We start from the raw sequence: 17,401 nt of genomic DNA, 5'->3' as shown, positions 1-17,401 counted from the left end.
CATGCCCACGATGGACATCGGCACCGGAACGCTCTGGTACGAGGAGTTCGGCTCCGGCGACGAGGTGGTGCTCTCCTCCGCGATGGGGTTCGCCCGAGGCGGCTACCCTGAGGTCCTCGGCGACCCGCCGACCGGGTACCGCGTCTTCACGATCCAGGCCCGCGGCTTCGGGCGCTCGACCCACCCGGCGGCGCCGCCCGAGATCGGGTGGCTCGACCAGTGGGCGGACGACGTCTGCGCGTTCGCGGACCGCATCGGCGTCGACCGCTTCCTCTACACGGGCATCTCCCACGGCGGCGGCATCGGGTGGCACATCGCGCGGCGGAACCCGGCGCGGCTGAAGGCCCTGATCTCGGTGGTCGGCACCCCGCACGACCGCGCGGGCGGCACCGGGTCGTCGGAGGGCCGCCGGCGCTTCATCGCGCAGCGCAAGGACCCCGCGGCGGTCGTCGCCAACCTCGAGCACATGGCCGGCTGGACCGACGACCCGGCCCGGATCGAGTCCCGACGCGTGCGATTCGCGAAGCAGGCCGAGGAGGCGGGCCTCCGCCCCGACGACGAGGCGGAGCTCAATCAGGGCAAGCCGTTCCCGGAGGCGACGACGGACGAGGAGCTCGCGGAGGTCTATCGCGGCATCCGCCTGCCGGTGCTGATCCTCGCCGGGATGCGGGACGGCGTGATCTCGCCGCAGTCCGCCCTCCGTGCGGCCGTCAACGTCCGCGGCGCGAAGGCGGTGCTCTTCGAGGACGAGGGCCACATGGTGGGCGAGGAGTCCGCGGAGCGCCTCGTGCGCGAGGTGCGCGTGTTCGTCGACGAGCTGAACGGCGTCGCCGAGCCGCCGATGCGCGCATGACGGCCGGCTTCCGCATCGCCCTCACCGGCGACCTGATCGTCGACCGCCCGGACCCCGACGGCTTCTTCGATCCGGTGCGGGACCTGCTGACGTCCGCGGCGCTGACGATCGGGCAGCTGGAGGTGCCGCACGCGAGGACGACCACCGTCGCGACCGTCGACGTGCCCGCCCCGCCGGCCGATCCCGAGCACCTCGGCGCCGTCCGCCGTGCCGGGTTCGACGTGCTGACGCTCGCGGGCAACCACATCGCGGACGCGGGCGCCGAGGGGATCCAGGAGACGATCGCCGCGGCGACCCGGTTCGGCCTCCGCACCGCGGGCGCCGGGGAGGACCTGACCGCGGCGGAGGCCCCCGTCGTCGTCCGCGTCGGCGAGCGGACCGTCGGCGTGCTCTCCTTCAACTGCGTCGGGCCGACCGACAGCTGGGCCACGAGCCGCAGGCCCGGCGCCGCCTACGTGAAGGTCCTCTCCCACTACGAGCCGATCGGTGCGAACCCGGGCGGGCCGCCCAGCGTCCACACCTGGGCGGATCCGGCGAGCCTCGAGCGGATGCGCGCGGTGGTCGCGCGCGCCGCCGACCGGGTCGACCTGCTGGTCGTCGCCCTGCACAAGGGCCTCGTGCACGCCCCCGCCGAGCTCGCCGCCTACGAGACCGAGGTCGCCCATGCCGCGATCGACGCCGGCGCCGCGATCGTCGTCGGCCATCACGCTCACATCCTCCGCGGCGTCGAGATGTACCGCGGGCAGCCGATCTTCCACGGGCTCGGGAACCTCGTCACGGTGACCGACGCGCTGACGCCGACGACCGCGGACGTGGCCGAGCAGCGGCGGTGGGCGGAGCGGCGGCGGCGCCTGTTCGGGTTCGAACCGGACCCCGCGCTGCCTTCCTGGTACCCGTTCCACCCGGAGAGCCGGAACACGATGGTCGCTGTCCTCGACGTCGAGCCGGACGGGGACGCCCTCGTCGGTCTCGTGCCGTGCTTCCTCGACGAGGGAGCACGGCCGGTCCCGTGGGGCGGGGACGACGGCGGGAACGCCGTCGTCGAGTACATCCGGCGGATCACGCGGGCCGAGGGGTTCGCGACCGGGTTCGTCCAGGACGGCGACGTCGTCCGGGTCGAACCGCAGCAGCAGCAAGGAGTCAGCGCATGACCGATCGTCTCGACCACCCGCTCGCCGGACGGACCGTCCTCGACCTCACCACCGCGCTGTCCGGGCCGTACGCGACGCTGCTCCTCGCCGGCCTCGGCGCGCGCGTCATCAAGGTGGAGAACCCCGCACTCGGCGGTGACACCTCCCGCAACAACGCGCCCTACTACTCGGCGACCGGGCTGCAGCCGCACCGCACGAGCGATGAGGACATGTCGGTCTCGATGATGCTGCGCGGGCGGAACAAGGAGAGCATCACGCTCAACCTGAAGGCCCCGGCGGGCGCCGCGGTCTTCCGCGAGCTCGTCGCCGAGGCCGACGTGCTCGTCGAGAACTTCAGCGCCGGCGTCACCCGCCGCCTCGGCATCGACTTCGCTGCGGTGCACGAGCTGAATCCGAGGCTCGTCTACGCCTCCATCAGCGGCTTCGGCGCGCAGGGCGCCTCGGGCAGCGGCAAGGCGATGGACACGATCATCCAGGCGCTCAGCGGCACCATGCTCACCGCCGGCGAGCCCGGCCAGCCCCCGATCCGCTTCGGGCTGCCGATCGCCGATCTGGTCGCGCCGCTCTACAGCGTCATCGGGGTGCTGTCGGCGCTGCTCGAGGTGGACCGGACCGGGGAGGGGCAGCACGTCGACGTCTCGATGCTCGGCGCGCTCACGTCCCTCGTCGCCTGCGAGCCGTTCGACGCGTTCGAGAAGATCGGGATGCCGCTGCGGACGGGGTCCTACGTTCCGCGCCTCGCCCCGTTCGGCGTCTTCGAGGGCAGCGACGGCTGGTTCGCGCTGTGCGGGCCGACGGACGTGTTCGCGTCGCACCTCCTCGCCGCGATCGGCCGGCCCGACCTCGCGACCGACCCGCGGTTCGCGAAGCGCGACGCGCGCGTCCGGCACGCGGACGAGCTGCACGCGATGATCCGTGACTGGGCGAGCGACCTGCCGATCGCGGAGGCCGTCGGACGACTCGAAGCGGAGGGCGTGCCCGCGGCGCCCGTCCGCGACACCGGCGAAGCCGTGCGCGACCCGCTCGTCCTGCGGCGCGGTGAGGTCGAGCCGTTGCAGCACCCCGTGTTCGGCGTCGCGGAGGAGCTGTACGGCTCAGGCGTCCCGATCGTCCTGTCCGGCAGCAGCACGTCGCTCGACCGACCCGCGCCGTGGCTCGGCGAGCACACGGAGGCGGTGCTCGGCGAGCTGCTCGGGTACGACGAGGCGCGCATCGAGACGCTGCGCGCGGCCGGCGCCCTGTGAGCGCCGTCCTGGCCGAGCGATACGCGGCTCGCGTCCCGGCGGCGCTCCGGCGGGCGGAGGCCGGCGACGCGGTCGTCGGGATCGTCGGCCGTGACGTGCCGGCGGTGCTCGTCGCCGCTGCCGGCGGCGTCCCGTTCCGCATCCCCGCCGAGGAGGCGGACACGGCGGAGGCGGCCGAGTACCTGGGCGGCGCGGTCGACCGGGCGGCGCTCCTCGTCGCCGCAGCGATGCTCGCGGGACGGTACGACGCGCTCCGCGGCGTACTCGTCGCGCACGACTCGGAGGCGTCGGTGCGGCTCGCCGCCGCCCTCCACGAACTGCACCGCCGCGGCCGCATCCGGGTGCCGGTGCTGCTGGTCGACCAGGTGCACCTGCCGCGGGAGAGCACCCTCCGCTTCAACACGGGCCGGCTGCTCGGGATGGTCGAGACGGTCGAGGGCTGGACCGGGTCCTCCATCACCGCCGCCTCGCTCGCCGCGGCGTGGGACGGCCGGTCGGCGACCGTCGCAGCGCTGCGCCGCATCCGCGACGCGCGGTCCGCGCCGGACGGCCCGACCGGCACCGCCGCGCTGCACGCCTACGGCGTCACCGCAGCGGGGGAGGACGCCGGCGTCGACGCCGACGGGGCGCTCGACGCCCGGGAGGCCGCGGCGCTGCCCGTGTGGCTCACCGGCAGCGCACCGATCAGCGACCGGCTGTACCGGCTGGTCGAGTCCGCCGGTGCCGTGATCGTCGGCGAGGACCACGACTGGGGCGACCCGGTGGCGAGCGACGACCCGGGCGACGTGGTGCCACGCACCCGGGAGGAGGCGGCGCTCGCCGCGGCGAGCGCCCGGCTGCACGGCGACCCCGCCTCCGCGACCTCGTCGATGGCCGCCCGCGCCGCCGCGACCGCAGCGGGAGTGGGCCGCACAGGCGCGCGGGCGCTGCTCGCCGTCGTCCGCGACCACGACGACGGTCCGCTCTGGGACTGGTCGCGGCAGCGCGCCGCCGCCGGGGTGCCCGCGGTGCTCGTCCGCGGCGACGACCCGGCCGCGGTGCTCGACGGCCTCGAGACCCTCCGGCGGTCCGCGTGAGCCGGCTCGCCGCGACGACCGCGGCGCTGGCGCACCAGCGGGAGTGGTTCGGGACGCTCCGGGCACGCGCCGCCGCGGGCGAGGTGATCGCGCTCGTCAACGCGGACGCGCCGCAGGAGATCCTCCGCGCGATGGACGTCCCGTACGTCGTGAACCAGTGGTGGGCGTCGGTCGTCACGGCGAAGCAGCTCGCGGGGGAGAGCCTCGCCGTGGTCGCGGGGCTCGGCCACCCCGACGACAGCCGGCAGTACGACGTGCTCGCCCTCGGCTCGCGCGGCGTCGCCGATCAGGAGGCGCTCTGGGGCGGCCTGCCGAAGCCCGGCATCGTCATCGCCGAGCTGAGCGGGGATGCCACCGGCAAGGTCTTCGAGGCCTGGACCGACGACCCCGACGTCGCGTTCTTCCCCTATGAGCGGACCGCCGCTCTCCCGGCGCCGGAGCGGTGGTGGGATGAGGTCGCGCACGACTGGTCGAGCATCTTCGGGGCCGATCGGATCGCGCTGATGGCCGAGGAGAACCGCGAGCTCATCGCGTTCCTCGAGGAGCGCACCGGACGGACGTTCGAGCTCGAGCGCCTCCGGACGGTCATGGACCTCATCAACGAGCAGGAGGAGCTGAACCGCCGCACCCGCGATCTCGTCGCCGCCGCACGACCGACGCCCGTGCGCGTCACCGACACGATCCCGGCCGTGATGATCCCGCAGTGGCACCGCGGCAGCGAGTGGGGGAGGGCGGCCGCGCAGGCGCTGCACGATGAGGTGGCCGCCCTCGTCGACGCCGGCGCGGCGGTCGTGCCGGAGGAGCGGGTGCGCCTGATGTGGGTCGGCCGCGGACTCTGGGGCGACACCGCGCTCTACCGTCGGTTCGAGGAGGAGCTCGGCGCGGTCTTCGTGTGGTCGATGTACCTGGCGATCGCCGCCGACGGCTACATCCGCTACGGCGACGACCCCATCGAGACCCTCGCGGCCCGCTTCGTCGGCGTCACCGACCTCCTCTACGCGCCGCCCCTCGCGCCGCAGTGGTACGTCAAGGAGGCGGCGACGCACGGGGTCGACGGCGTCGTCCACCTCGTCGCGGACGACGTCGCCGGCGCCCGGTTCATCACCCTCGCGCTCGAGGAGGCCGGGGTGCCGGTGCTCGAGATCCGCGCGAGCAACGCCGACCCGCGCGCGCTCGAGCGGGCGGACGTCGGCGGCTCGATCGCCCGGTTCGTCGCGACGCTCGGCGACGGGCGGGGGGAGGATGGGGGCCGGAGGTGACCATGTCCACGTCGCTCGAGGACGCCGTCCCGCCGCGCTCGGCGCGCGGCGACGGCGCCACCCTGCTCTACCTGATCAAGCAGGTGGAGCTCGCGGTCCGCGTGCGCCTCGACGCGGTGCTGCGGGAGGACGGGCTCACGGTCGCGCAGTACACCGCGCTCACCGTGCTCGAGCGGCGGCCGCGCCTCACCTCCGCGCAGCTCGCGAAGAACTCCTTCGTCCGCGCCCAGACCATGTCGGCCGTGACCGCGGAGCTCGAGGAGCGCGGGCTCGTCTTCCGCGAGCAGGACCCGACGCACCAGCGCCGCCAGCTGCTCTCCGTGACGCCGGAGGGCCTCGCCGCGCTCGAGCGCGTTCTGCCTGACGTGCGGCGCATCGAGGAGCAGATGGTGTCCGGGATGAGCGGCGCCCAGGTCGTCGGGCTGCGCGAGGCGCTGCAGGCCTGCCGCTCCGCCCTCGGCGGAGGCCTCCCGCACTGACCTGCTCAGGGTGCGGTGATCGTGAGGGTTCACGGATGCGGATCGGATCTCCGTATCCGTGAACACGGTGGTCGAGCCGGGCGCACCGCGCTCGCACCTCCGCCAGCGAGAAGGAGAGGGAGGTCTCTTCCCACTGGGTGGGAAGAGGCGCGCGGATCGACCCACGCGTCCGGGAGGGTGTGCAGGTCGACGAAGGGGACGACTCCATGCAGCAGCACCGCACACGGGTGGCGATCATCGGCGCCGGACCGGCCGGCCTGCTCCTCGGGGCCCTGCTCGCCGACCGCGGCGTCCCGTTCGCCGTCGTCGAGCACCGCTCGCGCGAGCACGTGCTCGGCCGGGTGCGCGCAGGCGTGCTCGAGCAGTCGAGCGTGGAGGTGCTCGAGCGGCTCGGCCTCGCGGACGGGGTCCACGCGAACGGCCTCGTCCACGGCGGCGTGCACCTGCAGCACGAGGGCGAGCGGTTCCACATCGACTTCGAGGAGCTCGTCGGTCGCACCGTGACCGTCTACGGCCAGCAGCGCGTCCAGGCGGACCTGATGGCCGCGCACGACGCGCTCGGCAGCACCGTGTTCTACGACGCGGCCGACGTCGCCCCGGCGGACGAGGGCGGCGAGGCCGTCGTCCGCTTCGGCCTCGGCGGCGAGCCCCAGGAGCTGCACGCCGACTTCGTCGTCGGCGCGGACGGCTTCCACGGCGTCACGCGGAGCCTCCTCGCGCCGACGGTCGCCGAGCGCGGGTACGACGCCGCGTGGCTCGGCATCCTCGCCGACGTCGCCCCGAGCACGGACGAGCTCATCTACGCCCTCCACCCGGACGGCTTCGCGATGCACTCGATGCGCAGCCCCTCCGTGTCGCGCCTGTACGTCCAGGTCGCGCCGGACGAGCGGATCGAGGAGTGGAGCGACGACCGCATCTGGGACGCGCTCGACACCCGCCTCGGCGCGCCCGGCTGGACGCTCGAGCACGGCGCGATCACCGAGAAGTCGATCACGCAGATGCGGTCCTCCGTCGTGTCCTCGCTCGGCCGCGGCCGCGCGTTCCTCGCGGGCGACGCCGGCCACATCGTGCCGCCGACCGGAGCGAAGGGGCTCAACTCGGCGATCGCCGACGTGACGCTGCTCGGCGACGCGCTCGCCGCGCAGGCCGCGGGCGACGAGGCGCCGCTCCGCTCCTACAGCGACCGCGCGCTCGACCGGCAGTGGAAGGTGCAGCAGTTCTCGGAGTACATGACCGACCTCCTCCACGTGCCCGGCCCCGCCGTCCCGGCGGACGAGCGCGAGTTCCGCTACCGCAGCCGGCTCGGCAGGCTGCGGTACGTCAGCGGGTCGCGGCCCGCGCAGCAGTCCATCGCCGAGCAGTACACGGGATTGGCGATCCGATGAGCACATCCACCGGTCAGGACCACGGGGCCGTCGCCGGCCCGGCGCTCGAGTCGCAGGCGACGATCGACGCCGAGGTCGCGAGCATCCACGAGCGGTACGCGGGGCGCCGCGCGAACCATCCGCCGCGTGACTTCGCGCCGTACCGCTCGAGCGCGCTGCGGCACCCGACGCACGAGCTGGTGACGCTGTTCCCGGAGGAGATCGAGCGCACCTCGCCCGCCTTCGGCCACGTCGACGTCGACCCGTACGAGAGCGACCTCACCATCCAGCACACCGGCGAGCCGCTCGGCGAGCGGATGACGGTGACCGGCCGCGTCCTCGACGGCGACGGTCGGCCGGTCCGGAACCAGCTCATCGAGATATGGCAGGCGAACGCGGGCGGCCGCTACATCCACAAGCGCGACCAGCACCCCGCGCCGCTCGATCCGAACTTCACGGGCGTCGGCCGGGCGCTGACGGGCGACGACGGCTCGTACCGGTTCACGACGGTCAAGCCGGGGCCGTACCCGTGGAAGAACCACCGGAACGCCTGGCGCCCCGCGCACATCCACTTCTCGCTGTTCGGGCAGGCGTTCACGCAGCGGCTCGTGACGCAGATGTACTTCCCCGGCGACCCGCTGTTCGCCCTCGACCCGATCTACCAGTCGATCACCGACCCGCGCGCCCGCGAGCGGCTGGTCGCCGCCTACGACCACGATGAGACCGTCCCGGAGTTCTCGATGGGCTACCGGTGGGACATCGTGCTCACCGGGTCGACGGCGACCTGGATGGAGGACGAGCACGATGACGAGTGACCTCGGGCAGACGCCCTCGCAGACGGTCGGCCCCTTCTTCGGCTACGCGCTGCCGTTCGCGGGCGGCCCACAGCTCGTCGCCCCATCGCGCGCCGATGCGGTCGTCCTCCACGGTGTGGTGCTCGACGGCGACGGGCTGCCGGTGCCGGACGCGCTCCTCGAGCTGTGGCAGGCGGACGCGGACGGCGCGCTCGTGCAGCGGGCGGGCAGCCGCGCGCGGGAGCTCGGCCGGTTCACCGGCTTCGGCCGCTCCGCGGTGGACGTCGACGGGCACTACGAGTTCGCGACCGTCCTCCCGGGTGCCGTCGCGCCGTCGACGACGGGCTGGGCGCTGATCACGGTCTTCGCGCGCGGCCTCCTCCACCACCTCTTCACGAGGGCCTACTTCCTCGATGCGGACGCGGCGCTGCCGGCCGACCCGCTGCTCGACCGCGTCGACCCCGCGCGGCGCGAGACCCTGATCGCCCGCGCCGACGGTCCGGGCAGCTACCGCTTCGACATCCGGCTGCAGGGCGAGGGCGAGACCGTGTTCCTCGAGTACGCGGACCGCGCGTGACGGGGTTCGACAGCGGGCTGCTCGACCCGACGACCGGCGCGGCGGCGGAGGCGGACGACCGCGCCGTCCTCCGGGCCTTGGTCGACGTGGAGGCCGCCCATCTCGAGGCGCTCGTCGCCGCGGGCGTCGCGTCGGGGAGCGTCCGCTGGGCGGCCGACGAGATCGACCTGCCCGCGCTCGCCGCGGCATCCGCGTCCGGCGGCAACCCGGTGATCCCGCTCGTCGCGGAGCTCCGCCGCCGCACCCCTGCGCCGCTCGCGGACGCCGTGCACCTCGGGCTCACGAGCCAGGACGTGCTCGACTCCGCGCTCATGCTCGTCGCGGCCCGGTCGATCCGCCGCGCCGCCGCCCCGGTCGGTCGCGTGCTCGAGGGCCTCGCCGGGCTCGCGGAGGCACACCGGACGACGCCGGTCGCCGGCCGCACGCTCGGCCGGCAGGCCGCGCCGACCACCGCCGGGCTCCGCCTCGCCGTGCTGCTCGACGGCGTCGCCCGCACCCGGCGCGCGCTCGGGGCGGCTGAGACCCCGCTGCAGCTCGGCGGCTCCGTCGGCACGCTCGCGGTGCTGACGGACCGCCTCGGCGCGGACGGCGCGGAGGCCCTCCGCACGCGAGTGGCGGCCGCGCTCGGTCTCGCCGCGCGACCCGGCGTCTGGCACGTCGAGCGCTCGGCGGTCTCGCTGCTCGGCGCGGCGGTCGCCGCGCACCTCGGCGCGCTCGGGCGCCTCGGCCTCGAGGCCGTGCAGGGCAGCCGGCCCGAGCTCGGCGAGCTCGAGCTCGCGGTCGGCGCGGGCGAGGGCGGCTCGTCCGCCATGCCGCAGAAGCAGAACCCGGTCGCCGCGGTGCTCCTCGTCGCGAACGCGCGCCGGGCGCCCGGCCTCGCGGCGACGCTCCTCGGCTCGCAGCTCGCACTCGACGAGCGCCCCGCGGGCGACTGGCACGCGGAGTGGCAGCCCCTCCGGGAGCTCCTCCGCCTGCTGCTCGAGTCCGCGGTGCTCGCCGAGCGCCTCGTCGCCGCGCTCGACGTCGATGCGCCGCGCAGCCGCGCGAACCTCGAGGCGGGCGACGGGTCGATCCACGCGGAGCGCGCGCAGCAGGTGCTCGCGCAGCGCGTCGGGCGCTCGCGCGCCGCCGAGCTGACCCGGACGGCGCTGGCCGAGGGCGACTTCGTGGCAGCGATCCGGCGCGCCGCGGTCGACGACCCGGACGTCGACGAGGCGACCCGCGACCGGCTGGCGGCCGCCACGACCACCGGCGGGACCGTCGGTCTCTCCGACCGGCTCATCGACGCGAGCGTCGCCGCGGCCCGCGGGGTCGACCGGTGAGCGTCGTGCTGCGCGGAGTCGTCGACCCGACCTCCTCCGCCGACCCCGGCGCGCCGCTGCTCGTGCTCGGGCCGTCGCTCGGCACCGGCGTCGCCGCCTGGGGCGAGGCGGCGGCGCGCCTCACCGGCACGTTCCGCGTCGTGCGGGTCGACCTCCCCGGCCACGGCCTGTCGCCGGCCGCCCGCGAGCCGTTCACCTTCGCGGACCTCGCCGACGCGGTGGTCGCCGTGGTCGACGGGCTCGGCGGCGGTCGCTTCGTCTACGCGGGCGTCTCCATCGGCGGCGCGATCGGCGTCGAGCTGGCCACCGGGAGGCACCGCGACCGCCTCGCGGGCCTCGCCGTGATCTGCTCCGGCGCGCGCATCGGGAGCCCGGAGGGCTGGACCGCACGCGCGGCCCAGGTCCGCGCGCAGGGCACCCCCGCGCAGGTCGCCGCCTCGAGCGAGCGGTGGTTCGCGCCCTCCTTCCCGTCCCGGGAGCCGGACCTGGTCGGCCGCACCCTCTCCGAGCTGATGGACGCGGACGACGAGTCCTACGCCCTGCTCGCGGAGGCGCTCGGCGCCTTCGACCGCCGTTCGGACCTCGGCACGATCGCCGTGCCGACGCTCGTCGTCGTCGGGGACCGCGATCCCGTCGTGACCGTCGAGGACGCGACCGCGACCGCGGCCGCCCTGCCGGGCGGCCAGGAGCCGGTCGTCCTGACGGACACCGGGCACCAGGCGCACCTCGAGCGGCCGGCGGAGGTCGCGGCGCTGCTGATCGAGCGGTTCGCGCCCCGCGACCGGTACGCGACCGGCATGACGGTGCGCCGAGCGGTGCTCGGCGCCGAGTGGGTCGACCGCGCGACCGCCGGCATCACGCCCGAGACCGCGGACTTCCAGCGCTTCATCACCGAGACCGCGTGGGGCTCGATCTGGTCGCGCCCGGGGCTCGACCGCCGCACGCGGCGCGCGATCACGATCGCGAGCATGGTCACGGCGCACCACTGGGAGGAGCTCGTGATGCACCTCCGGGCCGCACTGGCCGACGGCGTGACGCGGGAGGAGCTCGTCGAGATCCTGCTGCAGATGGCCGTCTACGCGGGCGTACCCGCCGCGAACAGCGCGTTCCGGGTCGCGAAGCAGGTGTTCGCCGAGGCGGACGAGCGGTCCGCGGACGAGCAGTCCGCGGGCGAGTAGGAGGAGGAGCAGGACATGGACAAGCGCGTCGCATCCGCGGCGGAAGCGGTCGCCGACATCCCCGACGGCGCCTCCATCGCCGTCGGCGGGTTCGGGCTGAACGGGGTGCCGATCGTCCTGATCCGCGCCCTGCTCGAGGCGACGGCGACCGAGCTCGAGGTGGTGTCGAACAACTGCGGCGTCGACGGCTGGGGCCTCGGCCTCCTTCTCGCCGCCGGGCGCATCCGCCGGGTCGTCGGCTCCTACATCGGCGAGAACAAGGAGTTCGCGCGGCAGTACCTCGGCGGCGACGTCGAGGTGGAGCTGACCCCGCAGGGCACCCTCGCCGAGCGGCTCCGCGCCGGCGGCGTCGGGATCCCCGCGTTCTACACGCCCACCGGCGTCGGCACGATGGTCTCCGAGGGCGGCATGCCGTGGCGGTACGCCGCCGACGGGTCCGTCGCCGTCTCGAGCCCGCCGAAGCCCACCGCCGTGTTCGACGTCTTCGGCACGGAGACCGCCTACGTCCTCGAGACCGCGATCCGCACGGACTTCGCGCTCGTCCGGGCGGCGAAGGGCGACACCCACGGCAACCTCGTGTTCGAGAAGTCGGCCCGGAACTTCAACCCGCTCGCCGCGATGGCTGGGCGGATCACGATCGCGGAGGTCGACGAGCTCGTGCCCGCCGGCGAGATCGACCCCGACGCCGTGCACCTGCCCGGCATCCACGTCGACCGCGTCGTGCAGCTGAGCCGCGAGGACGCGAGCGACCTGCCCATCGAGAAGCGCACCGTGCGCGAGCGCAAGGAGGCCTGAGCCGTGCCGCTGACCAGGGACCAGATGGCCGCGCGGGCGGCGGAGGAGCTCGAGGACGGCTCCTACGTGAACCTCGGGATCGGCCTGCCGACGCTCATCCCGAACTTCGTGCCCGAGGACCGCACGATCGTGCTGCACTCCGAGAACGGCATCCTCGGCGTCGGCCCGTATCCGTGGGCGGGCGAGGAGGACCCGAAGCTCATCAACGCGGGCAAGGAGACGGTCACCGTGCTCCCGGGCGCCGCGTTCTTCGACTCCGCCGCGAGCTTCGGGATGGTCCGGGGCGGCCGCATCCAGGACGCGGTGCTCGGCGCGATGCAGGTCTCCGAGCACGGCGACATCGCGAACTGGGCGGTGCCCGGCAAGCTGATCAAGGGCATGGGCGGGGCGATGGACCTCGTCGCGGGCGCCCGGCGCGTCATCGTCGTCATGGAGCACGTGACGAAGACGGGCGAGCACAAGATCCTGCCCGAGTGCGTGCTGCCGCTCACCGGCCGCGCGTGCGTCGACCGCATCATCACCGATCGAGCGGTGTTCGACGTCACCGACGACGGGCTCCTGCTCATCGAGCTGGCGCCGGGCGAGACCGTGGAGTCGATCCGTGGCCTGACCGGTGCCGCCTTCGCCGTCGCGGACGGGGTGGAGGCGTCCGCATGACCGAGCTGCGGGAGGCGGTCGTCTGCGCCCCGGTGCGGACCCCGGTCGGGCGGTTCGGCGGCGCGCTCGCGCCGCTCACCGCGCTCGACCTCGCGACCCGGGTGCTCACCGCGCTCGTCGAGCGGTCCGGGCTGCCGGTCGACGCCGTCGACGACGTGATCGGCGCGCAGTGCTATCCGACGATGGAGGCCGCCCCGATCGGCCGGGTCGCCGCGCTCGACGCGGGCTTCCCCGTGACGGCGACCGGGTACCAGCTCGACCGCCGCTGCGGCTCCGGCCTGCAGGCCGTGCTGAACGGCGCGATGCAGGTGCAGACCGGCGTCTCCGACGTCGTCGTCGCGTTCGGCGTCGAGTCGATGAGCAACGCGCCGTACTACACGGAGGAGGGGCGCCGCGGCCTGCCGCCGGGCGCGCTCGTGCTCCACGACGCGCTGAGCCGCGGCCGCGAGCGCGCGGGCGGCCGGTTCCACCCGACGCCCGACGGCAACATCGGCACCGCGGAGACCCTCCGCCGCGAGTACGGGATCGACCGCGAGCGGCAGGACCGCTACGCCCTGCAGTCGCACCAGCGGGCGGTCGCGGCGCAGACGAGCGGCGCGTTCGACCGCGAGATCGTGCCCGTCGAGGTGCCCGGCAGGAAGGGCGCCGTCACGGTCGCGGCCGACGAGCACCCGAGGGCGGACACCTCCCTCGAGGTGCTCGCGAAGCTGCGCCCCGCGCTCGGCCGCAGCGACCCGGACGCCACCGTGACCGCCGGCAACGCGAGCGGGCAGAACGACGCGGCTGCGGCGTGCGTCGTGACGACGCCGGAGCGCGCGGCGGAGCTGGGGCTCACGCCCGTCCTCCGCCTCGTGTCCTGGGCGGTCGCGGGCGTGGAGCCGGAACGCTTCGGGATCGGACCGGTCCCGGCGTCGAACCGCGCGCTCGCCCGCGCCGGGCTGACGTTCGACGACCTCGACGTGATCGAGCTGAACGAGGCCTTCGCCGTGCAGGTGCTCGCGTGCCTCGCCGAGTGGGGCGTCGACGACGACGACCCGCGGCTCAACCCGCGCGGGAGCGGCATCTCCATCGGCCACCCGCTCGCGGCGACCGGCGTCCGCATGCTCGCCACGCTGAGCCACGAGCTCGCCGACCTCGGCGGCCGCTACGCGCTCGAGACGATGTGCATCGGCGGCGGCCAGGGCCTCGCGGCGGTCTTCGAGCGCGCCTGACGCCCGGCGGTCGATCAGGTGGCGAGCGCCCGGCCGATCGCCTTCGCCGTCGTGAGGACGGCGGGCACGAGCCGGTCGCCGTCGCCCCCGTCGACGATCACGGAGACGGCCGCGACCGCCTGCCGCCGCGGTCCGAGGATCGGCGCGGCGACGGACACGGATCCGGGCGTCAGGTGGTCCTGCAGCACGATCCAGCCCTGCCGCCGCGCGAGGGAGAGCGTCGCCCGGAGCATCGGCTCCGACGTGATCGTCGCCGGAGTGAACCGCTCCATGGGCCGCGCGAGGACTGCGGCGACCGTCGCCTCGTCGGCGAGCGCGAGCAGCACGACGCCGCCGCTCGTCGCGTGCACGGGCAGGCGTCCGCCCGGCCGGCCGGCGAGCACGACCGCATCGCGAGTGCTCAGCCGTTCGACGACGACGACCTCCGGTCCGTCGAGCACGAGCAGCTGCACGTGCTGCCGCGTGACCTCGTGGAGGTCCTCGAGGAACGGCAGGGCGCGCTGACGCAGGCCCTGCGAGCGCGGGGCGAGCAGCCCGAGCTCCCACAGGCGGATGCCCACGCGGTAGCGGCCGTCGGGAGCGCGCTCGAGCACGCGCTCCTCCGCGAGCGTCCGGCAGAGCCGGTGCGCGGTCGACATCGGCAGGCCGGTCGCCGCGGCGACGGCCGAGGCGGTGAGGCCGCCCTCCGGGCTGTCCGCGAAGGCGCCGATGACGTCGAGCACCCGGCCGAAGACGGTCCGGTCGGCGTCCGCCGGCGCGTCCGTCCCTGCCACGCCGCGACCGTAACATCCGGCCGCCCGGCGACCCGCGTCGAGCGCCGCGCCCGGACTCCCCGCCCACCCGCACTCTCCGTTTCGGAGGACGCCGTCTCCTACAGAACGCAGAACGGTGATCGCGGAGCTCAGCCCTCAGGGGTGAAGCGGTACCCGATGCCCGGCTCCGTGAGCAGGTGGCGGGGGCGGGAGGGCTCCGGTTCCAGCTTCTTCCGCAGCGTGCCGAGGTAGATCCGGAGGTACCCGGAGTCGCGCGTGTGGTTCGGCCCCCACACGCTCGTCAGCAGCGTCTGCTGGGTCACGAGCCGGCGCGGGTTGCGGACGAGCTGCTCGAGCACGGCCCACTCCGTCGGCGTCAGCCGCACGTCGGCGCCGGCCCGGGTGACCCGTCGCGCCGCCAGGTCGACGACGACGTCGCCGAACGCCACCGTCGGCGCCTCCGCGACCTCCGCGGAGCGGCGGGACAGCGCGCGGATTCGGGCGAGCAGCTCCTCCGTCGCGAACGGCTTCGTCACGTAGTCGTCGGCGCCCGCGTCGAGCGCGTCGACCTTGCCGGAGGTGTCGGAGCGGCCGGAGACGACGAGGATCGGCGTGGTCGACCAGCCCCGCACGGCCTCGATGACCGCGACGCCGCCGACGCCCGGCATGCCGAGGTCGAGCACGATCACGTCGGGCCGGTCGTGCGCGGCGAGGTCGATCGCCTCCCGACCGTCCTTCGCGAGCACGACGTCGTAGCCGTGCGCCGTCAGGATGATCCGGAGCGCCTTGAGGATCTGCGGGTCGTCGTCCGCGACGAGGACCTTCACGGCTCGCGCACCGTCGTGTCGGCCGGCAGGCCCACGACCATGGTCAGCCCGCCGCCCGGGGTGTCCTCCGCCTCCAACGTCGCTCCCATCCCTTCCGCGAAGCCCCGCGAGAGCGCGAGGCCGAGCCCGATCCCGCCCGAGTCCGAGGTGTCGGAGTCGTGCTGAAACGGCTCGAACATCCTCGCCCGTCGCGCGGGGTCCAGGCCCGGGCCGTGGTCGACGACCCGCACCTGCACCGCGTCGCCGAACGCGGACACGGCGAGCTCGGCGGGGACACCCGCAGGCGAGTGCCGCACCGCGTTCGACAGCAGGTTGACGAGGACGCGCTGCAGCAGCACCGGGTCCGCCCGCACCGGCGGCAGCGACTCCGGCAGGTGCAGTTCCACCGCGTCCGGATCGGCGGCGAGGTCGTCGAGCACGGCCGGCAGCACGTCCGCGACGTCGATCGACTCGAGCGCGACCGCGAGCGCGCCCGCCTGCACCCGGCTGACGTCGAGCAGGTCCGTGACGATCGCGGCCAGGTTTTCGAGGCTGCGCTCGGCGCCCTCGAGCAGCTGCTCGCGGTCGGCGGGGGAGAGCCGGGTGCCGGACGAGCGGAGGCTCGTCACCGCCGCCGTCGCGACCGCGAGCGGACGCCGGAGGTCGTGCCCGACCGCGGCGAGCAGCGCGGACCGCACCCGGTCGACCTCCGCGAGCGGCTGCAGGCGGCGGGCCGTCGCGGTGAGCGCGCGCTGCTCGAGCGCGACGCCGAGCTGCGTCGCCACGACGTCGAGGATGCTCCGGTCCGAGGCGTCGAGCGGCCGGCCGAGCAGCTCGAGCACGGTGCGGTCGTCGACGTCGACCCGCGTGATCGCCGCCTCGGGGCCGGGCTCGCCGTGGACCTCGACGGCCTCCCCGTCGACGAAGAGCCGGACGGCGGCCATGCCGAACGTCTCCCGCGTCCGCTCGAGCAGCGCGTCGACCGCGTCCGCGCCGCGGAGGACCCCGCCGGCGATCGTCGTGAGAACCTCCGACTCGCTGGCCGACCGCCGGGCGACGCGCGTGAGGCGCGCGGCCCGGTCCACGACGACGCTGACGAGGAGCGCGCTCGCGAGGTAGAGGAGCACCGCGATCCAGTGCTCCGGGCGGTCGATCGTGAACGTGTAGAAGGGCTCGGCGAAGAGGAAGTCGAGGGTGAGCCCCGAGAGCACCGCCGCGAACGCGGCGGGCCAGGCGCCGCCGACGAGGGCGACGAGGATCACGAGCAGCTGGTAGGCGAGCGCCTCGGCGGTCAGCCCGTCCGCCGTGCGCGTCGCGCTCAGCAGGAGGGTGAGCAGCGGGCCGCCGATCAGCGCGAGCGCGAAGCCGGCGATCCGGCGTCGGCGGGAGAGGTTCCCCCGGCCCGCGGGGAGGAGGCGCGACCGACGCCCGACCGCGCCGTGGGTGACCATGTGCACGTCGATGTCGCCGGCCGCGCGGATCACGCGGGACGAGGTGCCGGGGCCGGTCAGGAGCGCGACGACCCGCGAGCGCCGCGAGACGCCGATGACGAGCTGGGTCGCGTGCACCGCACGGGCGAAGCCGATGAGGGCGGTGGCGATCCGGTCGCCGACGATCTGATGGAAGGTGCCGCCGAGCTGCTCGACGAGCACGCGTTGCGCCGCGAGCGCCGCCGGGTCCGCGGCCGCGAGGCCGTCGTCGCTCGCCACGTGCACTGCGAGCAGCTCCCCGCCGCCGGAGCGGGCGGCGATGCGGGCGCCGCGGCGGAGGAGGGTCTCGCCCTCGGGGCCGCCGGTGAGGGCGACGACGACGCGTTCGCGGGCCTCCCAGGCGGTGTCGATGCCGTGCTCGGTGCGGTACCGCTGCAGCGCGGAGTCGACCTC

17 protein-coding genes are annotated in these 17,401 nt (G+C 75.0%); 14 read left to right on the top strand and 3 right to left on the bottom strand.

The features are described from left to right. The first annotated feature begins 1 nt into the window (after position 1). The 14 genes from CLV52_RS17940 (at position 2) to CLV52_RS17875 (ending at position 13,960) form a co-directional block, all read left to right on the top strand. On the top strand, positions 2 to 853 hold the full coding sequence (locus CLV52_RS17940) for an alpha/beta fold hydrolase (protein WP_133767781.1): 852 nt from the start codon (positions 2 to 4) through the stop codon (positions 851 to 853). Next, positions 850 to 2,004, top strand: coding sequence for a CapA family protein (locus CLV52_RS17935; protein ID WP_133767780.1), 1,155 nt, complete (start codon positions 850 to 852; stop codon positions 2,002 to 2,004). Before CLV52_RS17940 ends, CLV52_RS17935 begins: the two co-directional genes overlap by 4 nt. Further along, positions 2,001 to 3,248 carry a CaiB/BaiF CoA transferase family protein gene (locus CLV52_RS17930; protein ID WP_133767779.1) on the top strand — a complete coding sequence of 416 codons (1,248 nt, stop codon included), beginning with the start codon at positions 2,001 to 2,003 and terminating at the stop codon, positions 3,246 to 3,248. The genes CLV52_RS17935 and CLV52_RS17930 overlap by 4 nt, the downstream gene beginning before the upstream one ends. Then, positions 3,245 to 4,324, top strand: a complete 1,080-nt coding sequence (locus tag CLV52_RS17925; protein ID WP_133767778.1) for a 2-hydroxyacyl-CoA dehydratase family protein — start codon at positions 3,245 to 3,247, stop codon at positions 4,322 to 4,324. Before CLV52_RS17930 ends, CLV52_RS17925 begins: the two co-directional genes overlap by 4 nt. Beyond that, positions 4,321 to 5,583, top strand: a complete 1,263-nt coding sequence (locus CLV52_RS17920; RefSeq protein ID WP_133767777.1) for a 2-hydroxyacyl-CoA dehydratase family protein — start codon at positions 4,321 to 4,323, stop codon at positions 5,581 to 5,583. The genes CLV52_RS17925 and CLV52_RS17920 overlap by 4 nt, the downstream gene beginning before the upstream one ends. Positions 5,584 to 5,585: 2 nt before the next feature. Continuing rightward, a complete protein-coding gene (locus CLV52_RS17915; RefSeq protein ID WP_133767859.1) occupies positions 5,586 to 6,062 on the top strand; it encodes a MarR family winged helix-turn-helix transcriptional regulator in 477 nt (158 codons plus the stop codon). Between the two features lie 206 nt (positions 6,063 to 6,268). Further along, complete coding sequence (locus CLV52_RS17910) at positions 6,269 to 7,447, top strand: 4-hydroxybenzoate 3-monooxygenase (RefSeq protein ID WP_133767776.1); 1,179 nt, start codon at positions 6,269 to 6,271, stop codon at positions 7,445 to 7,447. Beyond that, on the top strand, positions 7,444 to 8,241 hold the full coding sequence (pcaH, locus tag CLV52_RS17905; protein WP_133767775.1) for a protocatechuate 3,4-dioxygenase subunit beta: 798 nt from the start codon (positions 7,444 to 7,446) through the stop codon (positions 8,239 to 8,241). The genes CLV52_RS17910 and pcaH overlap by 4 nt, the downstream gene beginning before the upstream one ends. Continuing rightward, complete coding sequence (pcaG, locus tag CLV52_RS17900; protein ID WP_133767774.1) at positions 8,231 to 8,797, top strand: protocatechuate 3,4-dioxygenase subunit alpha; 567 nt, start codon at positions 8,231 to 8,233, stop codon at positions 8,795 to 8,797. The genes pcaH and pcaG overlap by 11 nt, the downstream gene beginning before the upstream one ends. Continuing rightward, positions 8,794 to 10,119 carry a lyase family protein gene (locus tag CLV52_RS17895; protein ID WP_133767773.1) on the top strand — a complete coding sequence of 442 codons (1,326 nt, stop codon included), beginning with the start codon at positions 8,794 to 8,796 and terminating at the stop codon, positions 10,117 to 10,119. The genes pcaG and CLV52_RS17895 overlap by 4 nt, the downstream gene beginning before the upstream one ends. Further along, on the top strand, positions 10,116 to 11,297 hold the full coding sequence (gene pcaDC, locus CLV52_RS17890) for a bifunctional 3-oxoadipate enol-lactonase/4-carboxymuconolactone decarboxylase PcaDC (protein WP_246018216.1): 1,182 nt from the start codon (positions 10,116 to 10,118) through the stop codon (positions 11,295 to 11,297). The genes CLV52_RS17895 and pcaDC overlap by 4 nt, the downstream gene beginning before the upstream one ends. A 15-nt stretch (positions 11,298 to 11,312) precedes the next feature. Continuing rightward, positions 11,313 to 12,092, top strand: coding sequence for a CoA transferase subunit A (locus tag CLV52_RS17885; RefSeq protein ID WP_133767772.1), 780 nt, complete (start codon positions 11,313 to 11,315; stop codon positions 12,090 to 12,092). A gap of 3 nt (positions 12,093 to 12,095) precedes the next feature. After that, the gene (locus CLV52_RS17880) at positions 12,096 to 12,749 is read left to right on the top strand and encodes a CoA transferase subunit B (RefSeq protein WP_133767771.1); all 654 of its coding nucleotides are present in this window, start codon (positions 12,096 to 12,098) and stop codon (positions 12,747 to 12,749) included. Beyond that, entirely contained in the window at positions 12,746 to 13,960 is a 1,215-nt protein-coding gene (locus CLV52_RS17875) for an acetyl-CoA C-acetyltransferase (protein ID WP_246018215.1), read from the top strand. The genes CLV52_RS17880 and CLV52_RS17875 overlap by 4 nt, the downstream gene beginning before the upstream one ends. 14 nt (positions 13,961 to 13,974) lie before the next feature. On the opposite strand, the gene CLV52_RS17870 is transcribed toward CLV52_RS17875, so the two are convergent. From CLV52_RS17870 to CLV52_RS17860, 3 genes are all read right to left on the bottom strand, one after another. Continuing rightward, a complete protein-coding gene (locus CLV52_RS17870) occupies positions 13,975 to 14,733 on the bottom strand; it encodes an IclR family transcriptional regulator (protein ID WP_133767770.1) in 759 nt (252 codons plus the stop codon). A gap of 128 nt (positions 14,734 to 14,861) precedes the next feature. Next, the gene (locus CLV52_RS17865) at positions 14,862 to 15,539 is read right to left on the bottom strand and encodes a response regulator (RefSeq protein ID WP_133767769.1); all 678 of its coding nucleotides are present in this window, start codon (positions 15,537 to 15,539) and stop codon (positions 14,862 to 14,864) included. Next, a partial coding sequence (locus tag CLV52_RS17860) for a DUF4118 domain-containing protein (RefSeq protein ID WP_133767768.1) occupies positions 15,536 to 17,401 on the bottom strand: 1,866 nt, incomplete at its 5' end. The genes CLV52_RS17860 and CLV52_RS17865, both read right to left, overlap by 4 nt.

It is taken from the genome of Amnibacterium kyonggiense, assembly GCF_004364555.1.
Lineage (GTDB): Bacteria > Actinomycetota > Actinomycetes > Actinomycetales > Microbacteriaceae > Amnibacterium > Amnibacterium kyonggiense.
Note: the sequence above shows the minus strand (reverse complement) of the source record. Positions and strands in the feature narration are given on the sequence as shown.